Below are 15,505 nucleotides of genomic sequence, written 5' to 3'. Positions count from 1 at the left end.
CCCTTCAGCGCCCAAGATAGACCTCGATCACACGCGGGTCGGCGCTGACCGCGTCCAGCGTGCCTTCAGCCAGCACGCTGCCTTCATGCAGCACCGTCACCCCAACCCCCAGTGCGCGCACGAAGTCCATGTCATGCTCCACCACCACCACGCTGCGGGTGCGGTTGATCTCGCGCAGCAGGTCGGCGGTGGCCATGGTCTCGGCATCGGTCATGCCCGCCACCGGCTCATCCACCAGAAGCAGGTCAGGCTCCTGGCCCATGAGCATGCCGATCTCGAGCCACTGCTTCTGCCCGTGGCTCATGCCGCCCGCGGGCTGGTCGGCCATGGCTTCCAGCCGGGTCAGGTGCAGCAGGCGGTCGATACGTTCGCGCTCGTTTGCGCTGCGTCGGGCCATGAGCACGGCAAAGGGCGAGCGCACGCCCTTGAGCGACAGCAGCAGGTTCTCGGTCACACTCAGGGCCTCGAACACGGTGGGCTTCTGGAACTTGCGGCCAATGCCCAGCCGGGCAATGGCGGGTTCATCAAGCCGGGTCAGGTCGCGGCCCTGAAAGCGCACGGTGCCTGTATCGGGCCGGGTCTTGCCGGTGATGATGTCCATCATCGTCGTCTTGCCCGCGCCATTGGGGCCTACGATGGCGCGCATCTCGCCCGGGCGCAGCGCAAGGCTGAGGCTGTTGATGGCGCGAAAGCCATCAAACGTCACGCTCACGTCGCGCATGTCGAGCAGCAGGTCGCCGGTCATGCCTCTTCTCCCTGCGTATCCGCCACCTCGGGGGTAACCTCCTCCGGCGGCGCTTTACGGACATGCCGCCACAGCCCCATGAGCCCGTTGGGCAGGAACAGCGTGGTGCCGATGAACAGCACCCCCAGCCCGTACAGCCAGAACTCAGGCAGCCAGGCGGTGAACAGCGTCTTGCCCAGATTGACCAGTATGGCCCCCAGCACCGCCCCGCACAGCGTGCCACGGCCACCCACCGCCACCCAGATCACGGACTCGATGGAGTTGGCGGGCGCGAACTCACCAGGGTTGATGATGCCAACCTGCGTGACATACAGCGCTCCGCCCAGCCCCGCGATCATGCCCGAAAACACCCACACCAGCAGCTTGGCTTGCTCGGGGCGGTAGCCCAGGAAGCGGGTGCGGCTTTCGGCATCGCGCACGGCCACCAGCAGGTTGCCAAAACGGCTGCCCACCACAAAGCGCGCGGCCAGCAGGCTTGCAGCCAGCAGCAGGCCGGTCACCAGCAGCAGCACCGCGCGGGTCAGCGGCGCGTGCAGGTCGGCGCCCAGAATGTCCTTGAAGTCGGTCAGGCCGTTATTGCCGCCAAAGCCCAGACCGTTCTGGAAAAACGCCAGCATGAGCGCATAGGTCAGCGCCTGCGTGATGATGGACAGGTACACCCCCGACACGCGCGAGCGGAAGGCAAGCCAGCCAAACACGCCAGCCAGCAGCCCCGGCACCGCCACGACCAGCACGGCGGCCCATACAAAATGCTCCGAACCCCACCAGTACCACGGCAGGCTCTTCCATGAGAGGAAGATCATGAAATCCGGCAGGCTGGCGTTGCCATAAACGCCCCGCGCCCCGATCTCGCGCATGAGGTACATGCCCATGGCATACCCCCCCAGCGCAAAGAACGCGGCATGCCCCAGCGTCAGGATGCCCGCGAAGCCCCACACCAGATCCACCGCCAGCGCCAGCATGGCATAAGAGAGGTATTTACCCGCCAGCGACACCACAAAGGCGGAAGCATGCAGCGGATTGCCCTCGGGCAGCAGGCTGGCTGCGGCAAGCCCGCCTGCCGCCACCACAACGGCCACCGCCATCCAGATCACCCCACGCAGGGAACGCGGGGCATGGGTTGAAAACGGGTTCATGATTCAACTCCCCGCCCGCGCACGGGAAACATGCCGCGCGGATGGCGCTGGATGTAAAGGATGACCAGTACGAGAATGGCGATCTTGGCCGAGACCGCGCCAATGGTCGGTTCCAGCACCTTGCCGCCCATGCCAAGCGCCAGGGCTGCCGCCAGCGTGCCCCACAGGTTGCCCACCCCGCCAAACACCACCACCATGAAGCTGTCGATGATGTAGGACTGGCCGAGATTGGGGCTGACATTGTCAATCTGGCTGACCGCAACGCCCGCAAGCCCCGCAAGCCCCGCGCCCAGCCCGAAGGCCAGCGCATCGACCCGTGGCGTGCGGATGCCCATCAGGGCCGCCATGCGGCGGTTCTGGGTGACCGCGCGCATCTGCAGCCCCAGCGGCGTGCGGCGCAGCACCAGCATCAGCCCGCCAAGCACCAGCCCCGCAAAGACAAGAATGGCCAGCCGGTTGAGCGTGATGTCCATGCCGCCCACCGCCACCGAACCCGACAGCCATGCAGGCGTCTGCACCGCGATGTTGGTCGGCCCGAAAATGGAGCGCACCGCCTGCTGCAGGATGAGCGAAAGCCCCCATGTGGCCAGCAGCGTTTCGAGCGGGCGACCATACAGGAAGCGGATCAGCCCGCGCTCGATCACGATGCCAAGCGCCCCGCACACCACAAACGCCACCGGAATGGCCACGAGAATGGCCACCGGCTCAAGCGCAGGCACGGTGGCGCGGATGGCCTGCTGCACCATCCACGTTACATAGGCGCCGATCATCATCATCTCGCCATGGGCCATGTTGATGACGCCCATCACGCCAAAGGTGATGGCGAGCCCCGTGGCCGCGAGCAGCAGCACCGAGCCGTAGCTCAGGCCATAAAAGGCGTTCTGCGCCACACCCCAGGCACGCAGGTGCCAGTCGATGCGTGATACGGCCTGCTGCGCCTCATGGCGCACTGCTGGCGCTTCCGCATCCGAGCAGGCCAGCGTTGCCAGGATGCCGCGCGCCTCGGGGCCTCCGGCGGCGGCCAGCGCACGCACGGCTTCAAGCCGGAGGGCGGTCGCATCGGGTGCCGGGGGCTGGCCGAGAATGGTGGCGGCGCGCACCTCCGTCAACCGGGTGCGCACGGTTGCATCCTTTTCCACCGCAAGGGCGTGCTCCACCACCGCGAGCATGGCCGGGTCGTGCCGGGCGTAAAGCGCATCGGCTGCCCTGAGCCGCGTTGCGGGCTGGGGGGCGAGCAGTTCCCTGCCCGCCTGCGCGCCCGCAAGCGCGGTGCGGATGCGGTTGTTCAGGCGGATCGGCTTCAGCCCCTCGGGCACGGAATCCGCGGGCTGGCCCGTGCGGGCCTCCACCACGCTCCCGCCGTGGCGGATATAAATATTGCCATCAGGCGCTACGAACAGGCTGCGCTCGCCCAGCGCCTGCAACGTGGCCCCTGCCTGCGGGTCATCTGATGCTGCAAGGGTGGAGATGGCGGCCGTGACCGCCGCGAACTGCGGGCTGGCCAGATCAGCAAATGCATCCGCCCGCGCGCCGTGGCCCGGCAGCACCATGGCCCCGAGCCACAGCGCCGCCAGCAGGCAGGTCGTGCGGAGCCTATGCATGCCTGTGCCCGAGGCAGGTCTTGGTGGCGGTGTTGTAGTTGCCGCAGGCAATGGGCTTGCTCCAGTCGCCGATCAGATCTTTCGTTTCCGGCACCCACGGCGACCATGCCTGCCCGGGCACGAGGGCCGGAGTCTTCCACACGACCGAGAACTGCCCGTCATCCTGGATCTCGCCAATATAGACCGGCTTGGTCAGGTGGTGGTCAGGCAGCATCTCGGCCACGCCGCCGGTCAGGTTGGGCTGGCGGATGCCGATCATGGCATCAATCACCTTGTCGTGGTCGGTGGTGCCTGCCCTGGTTACGGCCTGCACCCACATGTTGAAGCCGATGTAATGCGCCTCCATCGGGTCATTGGTGGTGCGTTTGGGGTTTTTGGTAAAGTCATGCCACTGCCTGATGAAGGCGGTATTGGCCGGGGTGTCGATGCTCTCGAAGTAGTTCCACGCGGCGAGCTGGCCCACCAGCGGGGCGGTATCCATGCCGGCCAGTTCCTCCTCACCCACGCTGAAGGCCATGACCGGAATGTCGGTGGCTGAAATGCCCTGATTGCCCAGTTCCTTGTAGAACGGCACGTTGGCATCGCCATTGATGGTCGAGACCACGGCGGTCTTCTTGCCCGCCGAGCCGAAAGCCTTGATCTGCGAGACGATGGTCTGCCAGTCCGACTGCCCGAAGGGCGTGTAGTTGACCATGATATCGGCTTCCGCGATGCCCTTGGCCTTAAGGTAATTGGCCAGGATCTGGTTGGTCGTGCGCGGATAGACGTAATCCGTGCCCACCAGCGCAAAACGCTTCGCCCCGCCGCCGTCCTCGCTCAGCAGATAGTCCACCGCCGGTATGGCCTGCTGGTTGGGGGCCGCACCCGTGTAGAAGATGTTGCGGCTGCACTCCTGGCCTTCATACTGCACGGGATAGAACAGGATGCCGTTGAGTTCCTCGAACACCGGCAGCACCGACTTGCGTGAAACGCTGGTCCAGCAGCCAAACACGGCCGACGCCCTGTCCACCGACAGGAGCTGGCGCGCCTTCTCGGCAAAGAGCGGCCAGTTCGATGCAGGGTCAACCACCACCGCTTCAAGCGGGCGGCCGAGCAGCCCGCCCTTGCGGTTCTGCTCGGCAATGAGCATCAGCATGGCGTCCTTGAGCGTGGTCTCGCTGATGGCCATCGTGCCGGACAGCGAATGCAGGATGCCAACCCTGATCGGCTCGCCCGCAGGCGCTGCCGCCCGCGCCGGTGCCGCGCGCCACATGCCCCCCACAGCAGCCGCCGAGGAGGCAAGGGCAAGACGTCCGAACGCACGACGGGAAAGGTGAGGCAGTGTGACGGGCATGTTGAGCGGTCCTTTTGCTGCTGCCTGCATTGTCGGCGCACATAAAAGCTCTTCCCATACGCATTCCTGCGTATGTCCCCCACGGGCTTTCCGTTACGATTATGTACGCTGCCACCCGTAACGCCCGAAAGCCCTGATCTTGCCGCACCCGACCAGCCGCCTGCGCATCGTGCGCCCCCGCCGGGCCTACAGCCGCTGGGCCGCCGACCAGACATTCGAGGACTACGCCCTGCGCTTTACCGCGCGCAGCGCGCGCATGGCCACGCCGATGCGCGCGGCGCGCACGGCGTTGGGCTCCATCTCGTTCCTCGCACTCGAGGCCATGGGCGGCACACTCACGCTGGCCTTCGGCTTTGCCAATACGGCCACGGCCATAGCACTTGTCACGGCTGTCATCTTCGCCATTACGCTGCCGCTATGCGCAACGGCCGCGCGCGCGGGGCTGGATATCGACCTGCTCACGCGCGGCACCGGGTTTGGCTATATCGGTTCGACCATCACCTCGCTGCTCTATGCCATCTTCACCTTCATCTTCTTCGGGCTTGAGGCGGCGATCCTGGCAGGCACGCTGTACGGGCTGCTTGGCATGAAGCTGTGGCTGGCGTACCTGCTGTGCGCGGTCATCATCATTCCGCTGGTAACGTGGGGCATTACGTTCATCGCCCGTTTCCAGATCACGACGCAGCCGGTCTGGCTGGCCCTCAACCTCATCCCCCTTGCGGTGATGGCGGGGCTGCACCCCGAACTGCTGGGGCAGTGGACCCATTTCAGCGCGCCCTACGGGCCGCCCGGGCGCATCGACCCGCTTGCCGTGGGCACCGCCGCCTCGCTCATGATCGTGCTGGTGTGCCAGAGCGCCGAGCAGATCGACTTCCTGCGCTTCCTGCCCGAACCCACGCGGTCCAACCGGCGGCAATGGTGGGTGGCGCTGGTGCTGGGGGGGCCGGGCTGGGTGGTGCTTGATGCCTTCAAGCTACTGGCGGGGTCGTTTCTGGCATGGGTGGTGCTGCAGGCAGGCTTTTCACCGCTGCAGGCGGTTCAGCCAGGGGTAATGTACCGTTTTGCCTGGGGCACCTTCACCCCCGCCCCGGTGGCAACCGCGCTGACGGTGGCGCTGGTGGCGCTGGCGCAGGTCAAGGTCAACATCACCAATGCCTATGCCGGGTCGCTGGCGTGGTCGAACTTTTTCTCGCGCCTGACCCATACCCATCCGGGCCGGGTGTTTTATGTCATCTTCAATGTCATGATCGCCCTCCTGCTGATGGAGGCCGGGCTGGTCAGCACCATCCAGACCGGCATCACGCTGTACGGCGTGCTGGCCTGCGCGTGGATTGGCGCGATACTGGGGGATGTGGCGCTGTGCAAGCCACTTGGCCTCAGCCCGCCCTTTGTCGAGTTCAAGCGCGCGCTGCTGCCTGACTTCAACATCGTGGGGCTGGGGGCATGGGGCGTTGCTGCGGCCATGGGCGTTGCGGCCTTTGCGGGCTATCTGGGCCCGATGGCCGCCGCCTATGCGCCCTTCCTGACGCTTGTGGTGGCCTTTGCCACGGCACCGGTGCTGGCGTGGCTGACCGGCGGCCGCACCTATCTGGCCCGCCTGCCGCCCGCTGGCTGGAACGACCGGCCCACCATGACCTGCGTGATCTGTGAACATGCCTTCGAGGCGCGGGACATGGCGCCCTGCCCCGCCTATGGCGGCACGATCTGCTCGCTGTGCTGCTCGCTCGACGGGCGCTGCCGTGACCGCTGCAAGCCGGTCTCGACCCGCATGGGCAGCCAGTTTGCCGCCCCGCTCCGCGCCCTGCCGCCCCGCCTGCGCCGCTGGCTTGTGGCCCCGCCGGGGCGGTTCACACTCATGCTTGCGGGCATGACGCTGGGCATGGGGCTGCTGGCATGGGCAACGGGCCATGCGTGGAGTGGCGTCATGGTGCCGGTCTTTTTGGCAGGCACGGTGGGTGCGTGGCTGCTGGTCATGGCGCAGGAGGGGCGACGCACCGCCACGCGCGAGACCCTGCACCAGACCCGCCAGCTCATGAACGAGATCCGCGCCCGCCGCCGCACTGACCATGCGCTGAAGCTGGCGCGCGAAAAGGCGGAGGCCGCAAGCCTGGCCAAGACCCGCTACATCAGCGGCATCAGCCACGAGATCCGCTCGCCGCTCAATGCCATCATGGGCTATATCCAGCTCCTGCAGCACGATACGCGCCTGCCGCCCGAGCGCCACCAGGCGCTGGGCATCATGCGCGAAAGTGGCGAGCACATCACCAGCATCCTGTCCGGCCTGCTTGACATCTCGCGCATCGAGGCCGGGCGGATCGAACTGCATGCCGATACCATCGCCCTGCCCGCCTTTGTGGAATCCGTGGCACAGATGATCCGCCCGCAGGCGCAGGCACGCGGGCTGGAGCTGATATGGCGGCCCGGCTACCTGCCTGCCGTCGTGACGTGCGATGAGCACCGCCTGCGCCAGATCCTGCTCAACCTGCTGTCAAACGCGGTCAAGTTCACCCGGCAGGGCACGGTCACGTTCTCGGCAAAGTGGCAGGGGCAGATTGCGGAATTCATCATAGAAGACACCGGCCCCGGCATTGCGGAGGAAGATCATGCCCGCATTTTCGAGCCCTTTGAGCGCGGGCGTACCAGCGCAGGCGTGCCGGGCACCGGGCTGGGGCTGACCATCACCCGCCTGCTGACCGAGATCCTGGGTGGCGAGCTGACCTTTACCAGCACGCCCGGCAAAGGCTCGCGCTTCAGGGTGCGGCTCATGCTTTCTGACCGGCAGGTGGAACTGCCCGCGCGCCTGCCCGCCTTCCCCACCGGGTATGAAGGGCGACGCCGCACCGTGCTGGTGGTGGATGACAATGCCGAGCATCGCCTGATCATGCGCGAGATCCTTGAACGCTGCGGCTTTGCCTTTGAAGGCGCGGAAAGCGGGGCGGAATGTCTCGACCGCCTGCCCCTCGTGCAGCCCGACCTGCTCCTGCTCGACCTGTCCATGCCGGGCATGGACGGGCGCGACCTTGCACTGCGCATCCGCCAGTCAGCCTATGCCCACGTGCCGATCATGTTCCTGACCGGCAACCTTGTCGAAAGCGCGAACCGCCATGTCCCCTCCCTTGAGGACTGCCCCGTGCTGGGCAAGCCGGTGAACCTGTCGGTGCTCGTGACCAAAATGGGCCAGATGCTCGGCCTTGAATGGATCTTTCCCGCCGCCGGGGCCGACAGTGCGCCACTGGTAACGCCAGACACACCCGCCACCCTGCCCGAGGCGGAGCGCGTGGCCCTGCTCGCCCTGCTTGATGGCGGCAACCTGCGCCACCTGCGCACCCGGCTGACCACCCTGCGCAACCAGCATCCGGCCCTGACCCATGCAATCGAACCGCTGCTGACCCTTGCCGCATCCTACCAGCTTGAAGCCTTGCGCCACCACCTGGAGCGACCCACGCCATGACCGTGCCCGATCCCTCCCGCAAATCCGTTCTTGTCATTGATGATGACCCTGCCGTTCTGGGCCTGATGGACGAAAAACTGGCTGAAGGCGGCTATACGGTGCTGCTCGCACAGTCCGGTATCGCAGCGCTTGCGGTCGTGGCGCGCACCGTGCCGGACCTGATTATGGTGGATGCCCTCATGCCCGGCATGAACGGGTGGGAAGTCTGCGCGGCCCTGCATGATGACCCGTGCCTGAGCCTTGTGCCCATCATCTTCATGACCGGCCTGACCGAGACCGAGCACGTGATCCGCGCCTTTGAGGCAGGCGCCGCCGATTACGTGACCAAGCCCCTGCGGCTGGAGGAAGTCATGGCCCGCATTGGCGTGCGCATGGAATCCGCCGCGCGCATCCGCGCGGCACATGGGGCGCTTGACCATGCGGGCCGCTTCCTGCTGGCCGCCAGCCACGCGGGGGATGTGCTGTGGGCCACACCGCAGGCCGGGCTTGTCATGCGCGAACTGTCAGGCGCGGGCGATGCGGGAACGGCCCTGCACCTGCCCATGCCCCTGCCCGCGCCCGGCAGCGTGCTCATGCGCCACAATGTGGGTGAAAACGAGCTTGTGCTGACCCTCGTGGGCGTGAGCGGCCCGGATGAACTGCTGCTGCGCATCAGCCGACAGCCGCTCTTTCCCCAGCGCATCCTTCAGGACCGGCTGGGCCTGAGCGCGCGTGAAGCGGAGGTGCTGCTGTGGATCTCGCGCGGCAAGACCAGCCGCGACATTGCCGATATTTTGCAGGTCAGCCCGCGCACGATCGACAAACATATCGAGCAGATTTACAATAAAACCGGCCTGAGCACGCGGGCCGCCGCGGCTGCTACCGCATCGCGCCTGCTGCAGGAGCGCTAGAGCAGATCGTGACTGGGTGGAATCACCTGATCACGTGAAGATGCCCTGAAAGCAACAGGTTGGAGAAATTCATTTGATTCTATCTAATGACAAATTTCTCTAGAACATTTCCACCGAAAACTGGTTCGGTGGAAATACTTTAGTTTATTGTTTTTACAAGCATCTGCACCTGTTTTGAATGCACGCATTCAAACCGGATCTGCTCCAGGCGCAAGATTTCTGTAAACATTACCGGGGACCGCCTTTTTTCAAAAAGGCGGTGTTCCCTGCTTTGATGATTTAAGGCACGGCCCTTACCGCGTCATCTGAAAGACGGTCCTGCTGCATGTCGGGCGCGCCGATTTCTGGGCACATCCTGCGCTGCTCATGGCCGCGTATGACAGCCAGTTTCTGGCGCACCTGATCCAGATTGCGCTCGGTGGCGTCTTCCCGTATCGGGTGGCCCGCAGGCGTAAGCGTTGCCCCTTTCATGATGCCGAAGCCCGGCACGGGGTCGAATTTGACAAAGAAGCCCTTTTCCGCCGGAGCCTTGTCCTGCGCCTCGGCCTGGACCTCGCTGTGGCTAAGGGCCGCAAGCCGGTCCGACAGGCGCACATCCTCGGCCAGCAGATGGCGGCAATCCAGTTTTTCAGGGGCGGGCGCGGCCTGTGCGAGGCCCGCGCCCATGAGCCCTGCCAGCAGGGCGAAGCCATACGTGGCATTTCGCTTGAGGGTCAGCATTCCGATCTCTCCCGGCGGTGGGTCAGCCCTGCCGCCTGATAAAATGACATGAACAGGCCAGCCGTTTTCAATACTGGAACTGCATGCCCAGCAAGAAAGCCCCCACCGCGCGCGTGCCCATGGGCTTGTAGCGCACATAATCAAAAGTAAAGCGCAGGTTGTGGCCATCCATTACATAATTCCCCCCCAGATCCAACTGGGTGGTTTTGGGGTGGCCGGGACCGTACATGTCCTTTTTGAAGCGGAACTGCTGGTAGCGCACCAGCGGCTGGAGGCGCCCCCAGCCCAGACGGTAGGGAATGAGATACGCCGTGCTGGCCAGAAAGGCCGTGCCGTCATTCACGCCACCCACATTGCCATAATCGGCCGAATGCTGCCCGTAACCTGCCGCGATGTCCTTAACACCGCCGGTATAATACTGGTAATACGCGCCCTCGAGCGTATAGACGCCGTATTTTGCGCCCTCGCCAATACGCTTTTCAAACAGGCCGTCAATATTCCACGCCTTGTAGTCACCCTTGTCCTGCGCCGTGCCCACGCCATCAGTTTCGTACTGGCCTGCAAGGCCAATGGCCAGGATGTCAGCCTTGCCGTAATAGGTGCTGGCCGTGTAATAGGCAGGCGACGGCTCGGGGTCGAGGAAGTTGTACTCCATGCGCGCGGCAAAGAGCGGGTGCTCGCCATAATTGGAGCCGCCGCGCACCCAGTTATGCCCGCGATAGACACCCGCCACGTAGCGGAAACGATCCTTGAGCAGCTTGCCCCATACCGAGATGCCATCATCACGCCCCGACCACGCGCCCGGATACTGCGAAACCATCGGAAAGGCATAGGTGCTGAGGAAATAAGGCCCGTCAAGGTTCGAGCGGTCACTTGGCGTAAGCATGCGCCCGCCCCAGATATTGAACGCCTTCCACCGCTCGAACTGCAGCACACCATCCAGCACGTTCCAGTTGCCATCGCGCAGGCGTTCGAGGTTGAGCGTTGACTTGACGTATTTGTGGAACTGCGCACCCATGTAGATACGCAGGTCGCTGGCGCTCGCCGCATCCTTGTTGCCGGGCATGGTGGTGTCATGGCTCAGGTACTGCGCCCGTACACCCAGCCCCAGCGTAAAGAACTGGTCCTTGCCAAAGTTGACCGTGGTGGCCGCGCGGGCATGGGGCATGCTGGCGCCAAGCGCCACGCAGGCCGACAGGATACTGCCGCAACGCAGCAGTTTCTTCTTCCGGCTCATCCTGAACCGGGACACAAGCGCAATCATGAACATCCCCTTGTGGCTGCGGTCACCAACCGGCGACAGGGAAACATTACGAAATTGCACCATCAGGACGGGATGCGTGAAATTACTTATAACGCCCGTTTATGAGCTTATTCATGCCAGCCGGGCACAGCCATGCGCATGCACCCGCTGGTGGCCACCAGCACGTAACTACCAAAAAAGCCGCCTTTTTTTTCAAAAAGGCGGCTCCCGGAAACTTTTATTATTTTATAGAAATATTTTTTACAGGCCGCCCTGTTCGATGATGAAACGGGCAATTTCCTCCACCCCCTCACCCGCGCGGATATTGGCGAACACAAAGGGCCGCTGCCCGCGCATGCGCCTGCTGTCGCGGTCCATCACCCCAAGGTCGGCCCCCACATGGGGCGCGAGGTCGATCTTGTTGATGACCAGCAGGTCGCTGCGCGTTATGCCGGGGCCGCCCTTGCGGGGGATCTTGTCACCTGCCGAGACATCAATGACATAGATGGTCAGGTCAGCCAGTTCGGGGCTGAAGGTGGCAGCAAGGTTGTCGCCGCCACTTTCCACCAGCACGAGGTCCAGCCCGGCAAAGCGCTCCGTCAGTTCCGCAATGCCGGCAAGGTTGATGCTGGCATCCTCGCGTATGGCCGTGTGCGGGCAGCCGCCGGTCTCGATCCCCATGATGCGCTCGGGCGGGAGCGAGCCCGCGCGGGTCAGGAACTCCGCATCCTCTCGCGTGTAGATATCGTTGGTGATGGCGGCGATATTGTAATCGGTACGAAAGCGGCGGCATAGCGCATCCATCAGCGCTGTCTTGCCCGTGCCCACCGGGCCGCCAATGCCCACGCGCAGCGGGCCGTGCTTTGGCTTTGTCATGTTCTGAACAACCTCGTTTCCTGGGTTTCGTGATGCATGGCGGCGAGGTCGGCGGCAAAACACGCCCCGCCTACATCGTCGAGCGTCCGGGTCCGGGCCTCGGCCGCAGCCTGCGCCAGCACGGGTTCAAGCCGGGCCAGCGCGTGCAGCCCGTCGGTCTGGCCCAGCGGCACCAGCCGCACGGCAGCCGACACCAGTGCCGCCACCGCCGCATACCCGCCCGACAGTACGGCCTGCGTGGCGGCCACCCCGCCACGACGAAACACCAGCCCCTGCACCACCGGCAGCGGCCAGCGCGTGCCCGCCAGCGCCGCCTTGGGCGGCACGACATCCCACACCGCCGCCGCCCGCATGAAGGCCTCGCCCTGATACACCGTCTCATCATACCGCTCGCGCGATGAGGCGGATGCACAGGCGAAGCGGGCAATTTCGCGCAGGCGGCCATCATCCTCCCCCGCCTGCCATGATGCATGCATGATGATCAGGTCATTGCCAAGGCTGCCATGGCGCAGCAATGCGCCAACCCACGCGCATAAGGTTTCCACATCACGCACGTCACCTTGCTCGACCGCCCATTCAAGCCCGTGGCTGTAGGCATACCCCCCCGTGGGGAAAGCGGGCGACACCCATGAGAGCAGCCGCAGGAAGTCCTGCCCGGCCAGACCTGCGGGCTCAGCCATGCGAATGGACGTGGCCGCCATGCGCATGCGGGTGAGCATGGTCGTGGTCATGCGATACGCCCCGCCCCGCATAGGCCCCGCTTTCGGGGTCAAAGGCCGCCTGGACCCGGCGCACCTGGCCGCCAAGCCCCGCGATCATGTCGGCAATCACATGGTCATGGCGCACAAGGATGCGCTGCGCCGTAATGGTGGCGGGCAGGTGCCGGTTGCCCAGATGCCACGCCAGCCGCAACAGGTGCAGCGGGTCATGGGCGGTGACTTCCATCAGGTCTTCGGGCAGGGCTTCCACCCGCACGATGCGGCCATCATCAAGCACAAGCCCATCGCCATCGGCCAGCAGGCGCGCGTGCTCAAGTTCAAGCAGCACGCGCGCGCCCGAGCGCAGCGCAAGCATCATGCGCCTGCGGTGGCGGCCTTCATAATCGGCGGCGAACACATCCGCGGCCTCGGCCACGGGCCAGCTTCCCGCTGGCAGGATTGCGGTTACATGCGTCATCAGAACAGGAAATACCTCTGTGCCATGGGCAGGATATCGGCGGGCTCGCACGTCAGCAGCACGCCATCGGCCCGGACCTCATAGGTTTCGGGGTCAACCTCTATATGCGGCATGGCGTCATTATGGATCATGCTGCGCTTGCCAATGCCGCCGCGCGTGTCCGACACGGCAGAAAGGCGCTTGTGCAAGCCCAGCCTGCGCCCGATATCATCCTCCAGCGCCGCCTTTGACACGAAGGTGAGGCTGGTCTGCGCCCGCGCTCCGCCATAGCCGCCGAACATCATGCGGCCATGCACAGGCTGCGGCGTGGGGATGGAGGCATTGGGGTCGCCCATCATGGCATAGGCGATGGCCCCGCCCTTGATGACCAGATCGGGCTTGACGCCAAAGAACGCAGGCTCCCACAACACCAGATCGGCCAGCTTGCCCACCGCGATCGACCCCACCTCATGCGACAGGCCGTGGGCAATGGCGGGATTGATGGTGTATTTGGCGATATAGCGTTTGACGCGGTTGTTGTCGGCCACGCCATCACCGGGCAGGGCGCCGCGCTGCTGCTTCATCTTGTGGGCGGTCTGCCATGTGCGCAGCGGCACCTCGCCCACCCGGCCCATGGCCTGGCTGTCCGATGACATCATGGACAGCACGCCCATGTCGTGGAAAATATCCTCCGCCGCGATGGTCTCGCGCCTTATGCGGCTCTCGGCAAAGGCGATATCCTCGGGCACCTTCGGGTCGAGGTGATGGCAGACCATGAGCATGTCCAGATGCTCATCAAGCGTGTTGCGCGTATAGGGCCGCGTGGGGTTGGTGGAGGACGGCAGCACGTTGGGCAGCCCCGCCACCCGGATGATGTCGGGCGCATGCCCGCCGCCCGCGCCCTCGGTATGAAAGGCATGGATGGTGCGGCCCTGAAAGGCTGCGATCGTGTCCTCCACGAAGCCGCTCTCATTAAGCGTGTCGGTATGGATCATGACCTGCACGTCCATCCGGTCGGCAACACTGAGACAGCAGTCAATGGCGGCCGGGGTCGAGCCCCAGTCCTCATGCAGTTTCAGGCAGCTTGCGCCCGCGCGCACCATTTCCTCCAGCGCCTCGGGGCGGGAGGCATTGCCCTTGCCCGCAAAGGCCAGGTTGACCGGAAAGGCATCGGCGGCCTGCAGCATGCGCGCCATGTGCCACGGCCCCGGCGTGCAGGTGGTGGCCGCCGTGCCCGTGGCTGGCCCCGTGCCGCCCCCGAGCATGGTGGTGATGCCCGATGCCAGCGCCTCCTCGATCTGCTGGGGGCAGATGAAATGGATGTGGCTGTCAATGCCGCCTGCAGTCAGGATCCTGCCCTCGCCCGCAATGATTTCCGTGCCCGGCCCGATGATGATGTCCACGCCGGGCTGGATATCGGGGTTGCCCGCCTTGCCAATGGCGGCGATACGCCCGTCACGCAGTGCCACATCCGCCTTGACGATGCCCCAGTGATCGATAATCAGCGCATTGGTGATGACGGTATCCGCCGCACCCTCCGCCCGCGTGGCCTGCGACTGCCCCATGCCATCACGGATGGTCTTGCCACCGCCAAAGCGCACTTCCTCGCCATAGATGGTGAAATCCTTTTCCACCGCCACAAGCAGGTTCGTATCGGCCAGCCGCACGCGGTCGCCGGTGGTGGGGCCGAACTGGCCAGCGTAATCATGCCGGGTCAGGCGCGTCATTGGTCCACACTCCCCATTACATCGCCCCGGAAGCCGATCACGCGCCGCAGGCCCCGCAGCGGCACCAGTGTTACGTCACGCTCCTGCCCCGGCTCGAAGCGAACCGCCCCGCCCGATGGCACGTCAAGCCGCCAGCCCAGCGCCTGCGTGCGCTCAAAGCACAGTGCGGGATTGACCTCGGCAAAATGATAATGGCTGCCAACCTGCACGGGCCGGTCGCCGGTGTTGGTTACGCGCAGGGTGCGCCGGGGCTGGCCCTCGTTGAGGGCAATCTCGCCCTCATCAGTCAGGATCTCGCCCGGCACGGCGCCTTCGGGCAGGGGGTCAGCGTATCGGATCATGGACTGTCACCAGTTTCGTGCCATCGGGGAAGGTCGCCTCGACCTGAACATCATGGATCATCTCGGCCACGCCGGGCATGACCTGCGCGCGGGTCAGCACATGGCCGCCACTGGCCATCAGTTCGGCCACGCTCAGCCCGTCGCGCGCGCCTTCGACCACATGGTCGGTAATCAGGGCCACGGCCTCGGGGTAGTTCAGCCGCACGCCACGCTCCAGCCTGCGGCGGGCCACGATGGCTGCCATGGCAATGAGCAGCTTGTCCTTTTCCCTTGGTGTCAGCTTCATG

14 protein-coding genes are annotated in these 15,505 nt (G+C 64.9%); 2 read left to right on the top strand and 12 right to left on the bottom strand.

Features of this window, described 5'->3' with window-relative positions:
- Positions 1 to 4 precede the first annotated feature (4 nt).
- From urtD to urtA, 4 genes are read right to left on the bottom strand one after another with little or no spacing between them, the layout of a single operon-like run.
- The gene (gene urtD, locus CDI09_RS03600; protein ID WP_078527498.1) at positions 5 to 745 is read right to left on the bottom strand and encodes an urea ABC transporter ATP-binding protein UrtD; all 741 of its coding nucleotides are present in this window, start codon (positions 743 to 745) and stop codon (positions 5 to 7) included.
- Entirely contained in the window at positions 742 to 1,881 is a 1,140-nt protein-coding gene (gene urtC, locus CDI09_RS03595; protein WP_078527497.1) for an urea ABC transporter permease subunit UrtC, read from the bottom strand. The genes urtD and urtC overlap by 4 nt, the downstream gene beginning before the upstream one ends.
- Entirely contained in the window at positions 1,878 to 3,482 is a 1,605-nt protein-coding gene (gene urtB / locus CDI09_RS03590) for an urea ABC transporter permease subunit UrtB (protein ID WP_078527495.1), read from the bottom strand. The genes urtC and urtB overlap by 4 nt, the downstream gene beginning before the upstream one ends.
- On the bottom strand, positions 3,475 to 4,815 hold the full coding sequence (urtA, locus tag CDI09_RS03585; RefSeq protein WP_078528245.1) for an urea ABC transporter substrate-binding protein: 1,341 nt from the start codon (positions 4,813 to 4,815) through the stop codon (positions 3,475 to 3,477). The genes urtB and urtA overlap by 8 nt, the downstream gene beginning before the upstream one ends.
- A 139-nt stretch (positions 4,816 to 4,954) precedes the next feature.
- Here urtA and CDI09_RS03580 point away from each other — a divergent pair, with 139 nt between their 5' ends.
- Together CDI09_RS03580 and CDI09_RS03575 are read left to right on the top strand one after the other, a co-directional pair.
- Entirely contained in the window at positions 4,955 to 8,266 is a 3,312-nt protein-coding gene (locus CDI09_RS03580; RefSeq protein WP_078527493.1) for a hybrid sensor histidine kinase/response regulator, read from the top strand.
- Complete coding sequence (locus CDI09_RS03575; protein ID WP_078527492.1) at positions 8,263 to 9,156, top strand: response regulator transcription factor; 894 nt, start codon at positions 8,263 to 8,265, stop codon at positions 9,154 to 9,156. Before CDI09_RS03580 ends, CDI09_RS03575 begins: the two co-directional genes overlap by 4 nt.
- Positions 9,157 to 9,435: 279 nt before the next feature.
- Here the strand turns inward: CDI09_RS03575 and CDI09_RS03570 are convergent, their stop codons facing one another.
- The 8 genes from CDI09_RS03570 to CDI09_RS03535 all read right to left on the bottom strand — a co-directional run bounded on the left by CDI09_RS03570 (position 9,436) and on the right by CDI09_RS03535 (position 15,504).
- Entirely contained in the window at positions 9,436 to 9,876 is a 441-nt protein-coding gene (locus CDI09_RS03570; protein ID WP_078527490.1) for a hypothetical protein, read from the bottom strand.
- A 67-nt stretch (positions 9,877 to 9,943) separates the two neighbouring features.
- Positions 9,944 to 11,140 (bottom strand): porin, encoded by a 1,197-nt coding sequence (locus tag CDI09_RS03565; RefSeq protein WP_236944534.1) that lies wholly within the window; start codon positions 11,138 to 11,140, stop codon positions 9,944 to 9,946.
- Positions 11,141 to 11,380: 240 nt separating this feature from the next.
- Positions 11,381 to 11,995 carry an urease accessory protein UreG gene (gene ureG / locus CDI09_RS03560; protein ID WP_110571185.1) on the bottom strand — a complete coding sequence of 205 codons (615 nt, stop codon included), beginning with the start codon at positions 11,993 to 11,995 and terminating at the stop codon, positions 11,381 to 11,383.
- A complete protein-coding gene (locus CDI09_RS03555) occupies positions 11,992 to 12,657 on the bottom strand; it encodes an urease accessory protein UreF (RefSeq protein WP_236944691.1) in 666 nt (221 codons plus the stop codon). Before CDI09_RS03555 ends, ureG begins: the two co-directional genes overlap by 4 nt.
- Positions 12,658 to 12,667: 10 nt before the next feature.
- Positions 12,668 to 13,171, bottom strand: a complete 504-nt coding sequence (locus CDI09_RS03550) for an urease accessory protein UreE (RefSeq protein ID WP_078527486.1) — start codon at positions 13,169 to 13,171, stop codon at positions 12,668 to 12,670.
- Positions 13,171 to 14,877 carry an urease subunit alpha gene (gene ureC, locus CDI09_RS03545; RefSeq protein WP_078527484.1) on the bottom strand — a complete coding sequence of 569 codons (1,707 nt, stop codon included), beginning with the start codon at positions 14,875 to 14,877 and terminating at the stop codon, positions 13,171 to 13,173. The genes CDI09_RS03550 and ureC overlap by 1 nt, the downstream gene beginning before the upstream one ends.
- Positions 14,874 to 15,218 (bottom strand): urease subunit beta, encoded by a 345-nt coding sequence (locus CDI09_RS03540; protein ID WP_078527483.1) that lies wholly within the window; start codon positions 15,216 to 15,218, stop codon positions 14,874 to 14,876. The genes ureC and CDI09_RS03540 overlap by 4 nt, the downstream gene beginning before the upstream one ends.
- Positions 15,202 to 15,504, bottom strand: a complete 303-nt coding sequence (locus CDI09_RS03535) for an urease subunit gamma (protein ID WP_078527481.1) — start codon at positions 15,502 to 15,504, stop codon at positions 15,202 to 15,204. The genes CDI09_RS03540 and CDI09_RS03535 overlap by 17 nt, the downstream gene beginning before the upstream one ends.
- Between the last annotated feature and the right edge of the window lies 1 nt (position 15,505).

The sequence above is a fragment of the Komagataeibacter nataicola genome, assembly GCF_003207795.1.
Lineage (GTDB): Bacteria > Pseudomonadota > Alphaproteobacteria > Acetobacterales > Acetobacteraceae > Komagataeibacter > Komagataeibacter nataicola.
The sequence above is the reverse complement of the archived record's forward strand: the minus strand, read 5'-3'. Positions and strand labels throughout refer to the sequence as shown.

Bases quoted from the DNA above. Each gene is read 5' to 3' on its own strand.
- urtD (WP_078527498.1), bottom strand. From the start codon at position 745: ATGACCGGCGACCTGCTGCTCGACATGCGCGACGTGAGCGTGACGTTT.
- urtC (WP_078527497.1), bottom strand. From the start codon at position 1,881: ATGAACCCGTTTTCAACCCATGCCCCGCGTTCCCTGCGTGGGGTGATC.
- urtB (WP_078527495.1), bottom strand. From the start codon at position 3,482: ATGCATAGGCTCCGCACGACCTGCCTGCTGGCGGCGCTGTGGCTCGGG.
- urtA (WP_078528245.1), bottom strand. From the start codon at position 4,815: ATGCCCGTCACACTGCCTCACCTTTCCCGTCGTGCGTTCGGACGTCTT.
- CDI09_RS03575 (WP_078527492.1), top strand. From the start codon at position 8,263: ATGACCGTGCCCGATCCCTCCCGCAAATCCGTTCTTGTCATTGATGAT.
- CDI09_RS03570 (WP_078527490.1), bottom strand. From the start codon at position 9,876: ATGCTGACCCTCAAGCGAAATGCCACGTATGGCTTCGCCCTGCTGGCA.
- CDI09_RS03565 (WP_236944534.1), bottom strand. From the start codon at position 11,140: ATGATTGCGCTTGTGTCCCGGTTCAGGATGAGCCGGAAGAAGAAACTG.
- ureG (WP_110571185.1), bottom strand. From the start codon at position 11,995: ATGACAAAGCCAAAGCACGGCCCGCTGCGCGTGGGCATTGGCGGCCCG.
- CDI09_RS03550 (WP_078527486.1), bottom strand. From the start codon at position 13,171: ATGACGCATGTAACCGCAATCCTGCCAGCGGGAAGCTGGCCCGTGGCC.
- ureC (WP_078527484.1), bottom strand. From the start codon at position 14,877: ATGACGCGCCTGACCCGGCATGATTACGCTGGCCAGTTCGGCCCCACC.
- CDI09_RS03540 (WP_078527483.1), bottom strand. From the start codon at position 15,218: ATGATCCGATACGCTGACCCCCTGCCCGAAGGCGCCGTGCCGGGCGAG.
- CDI09_RS03535 (WP_078527481.1), bottom strand. From the start codon at position 15,504: ATGAAGCTGACACCAAGGGAAAAGGACAAGCTGCTCATTGCCATGGCA.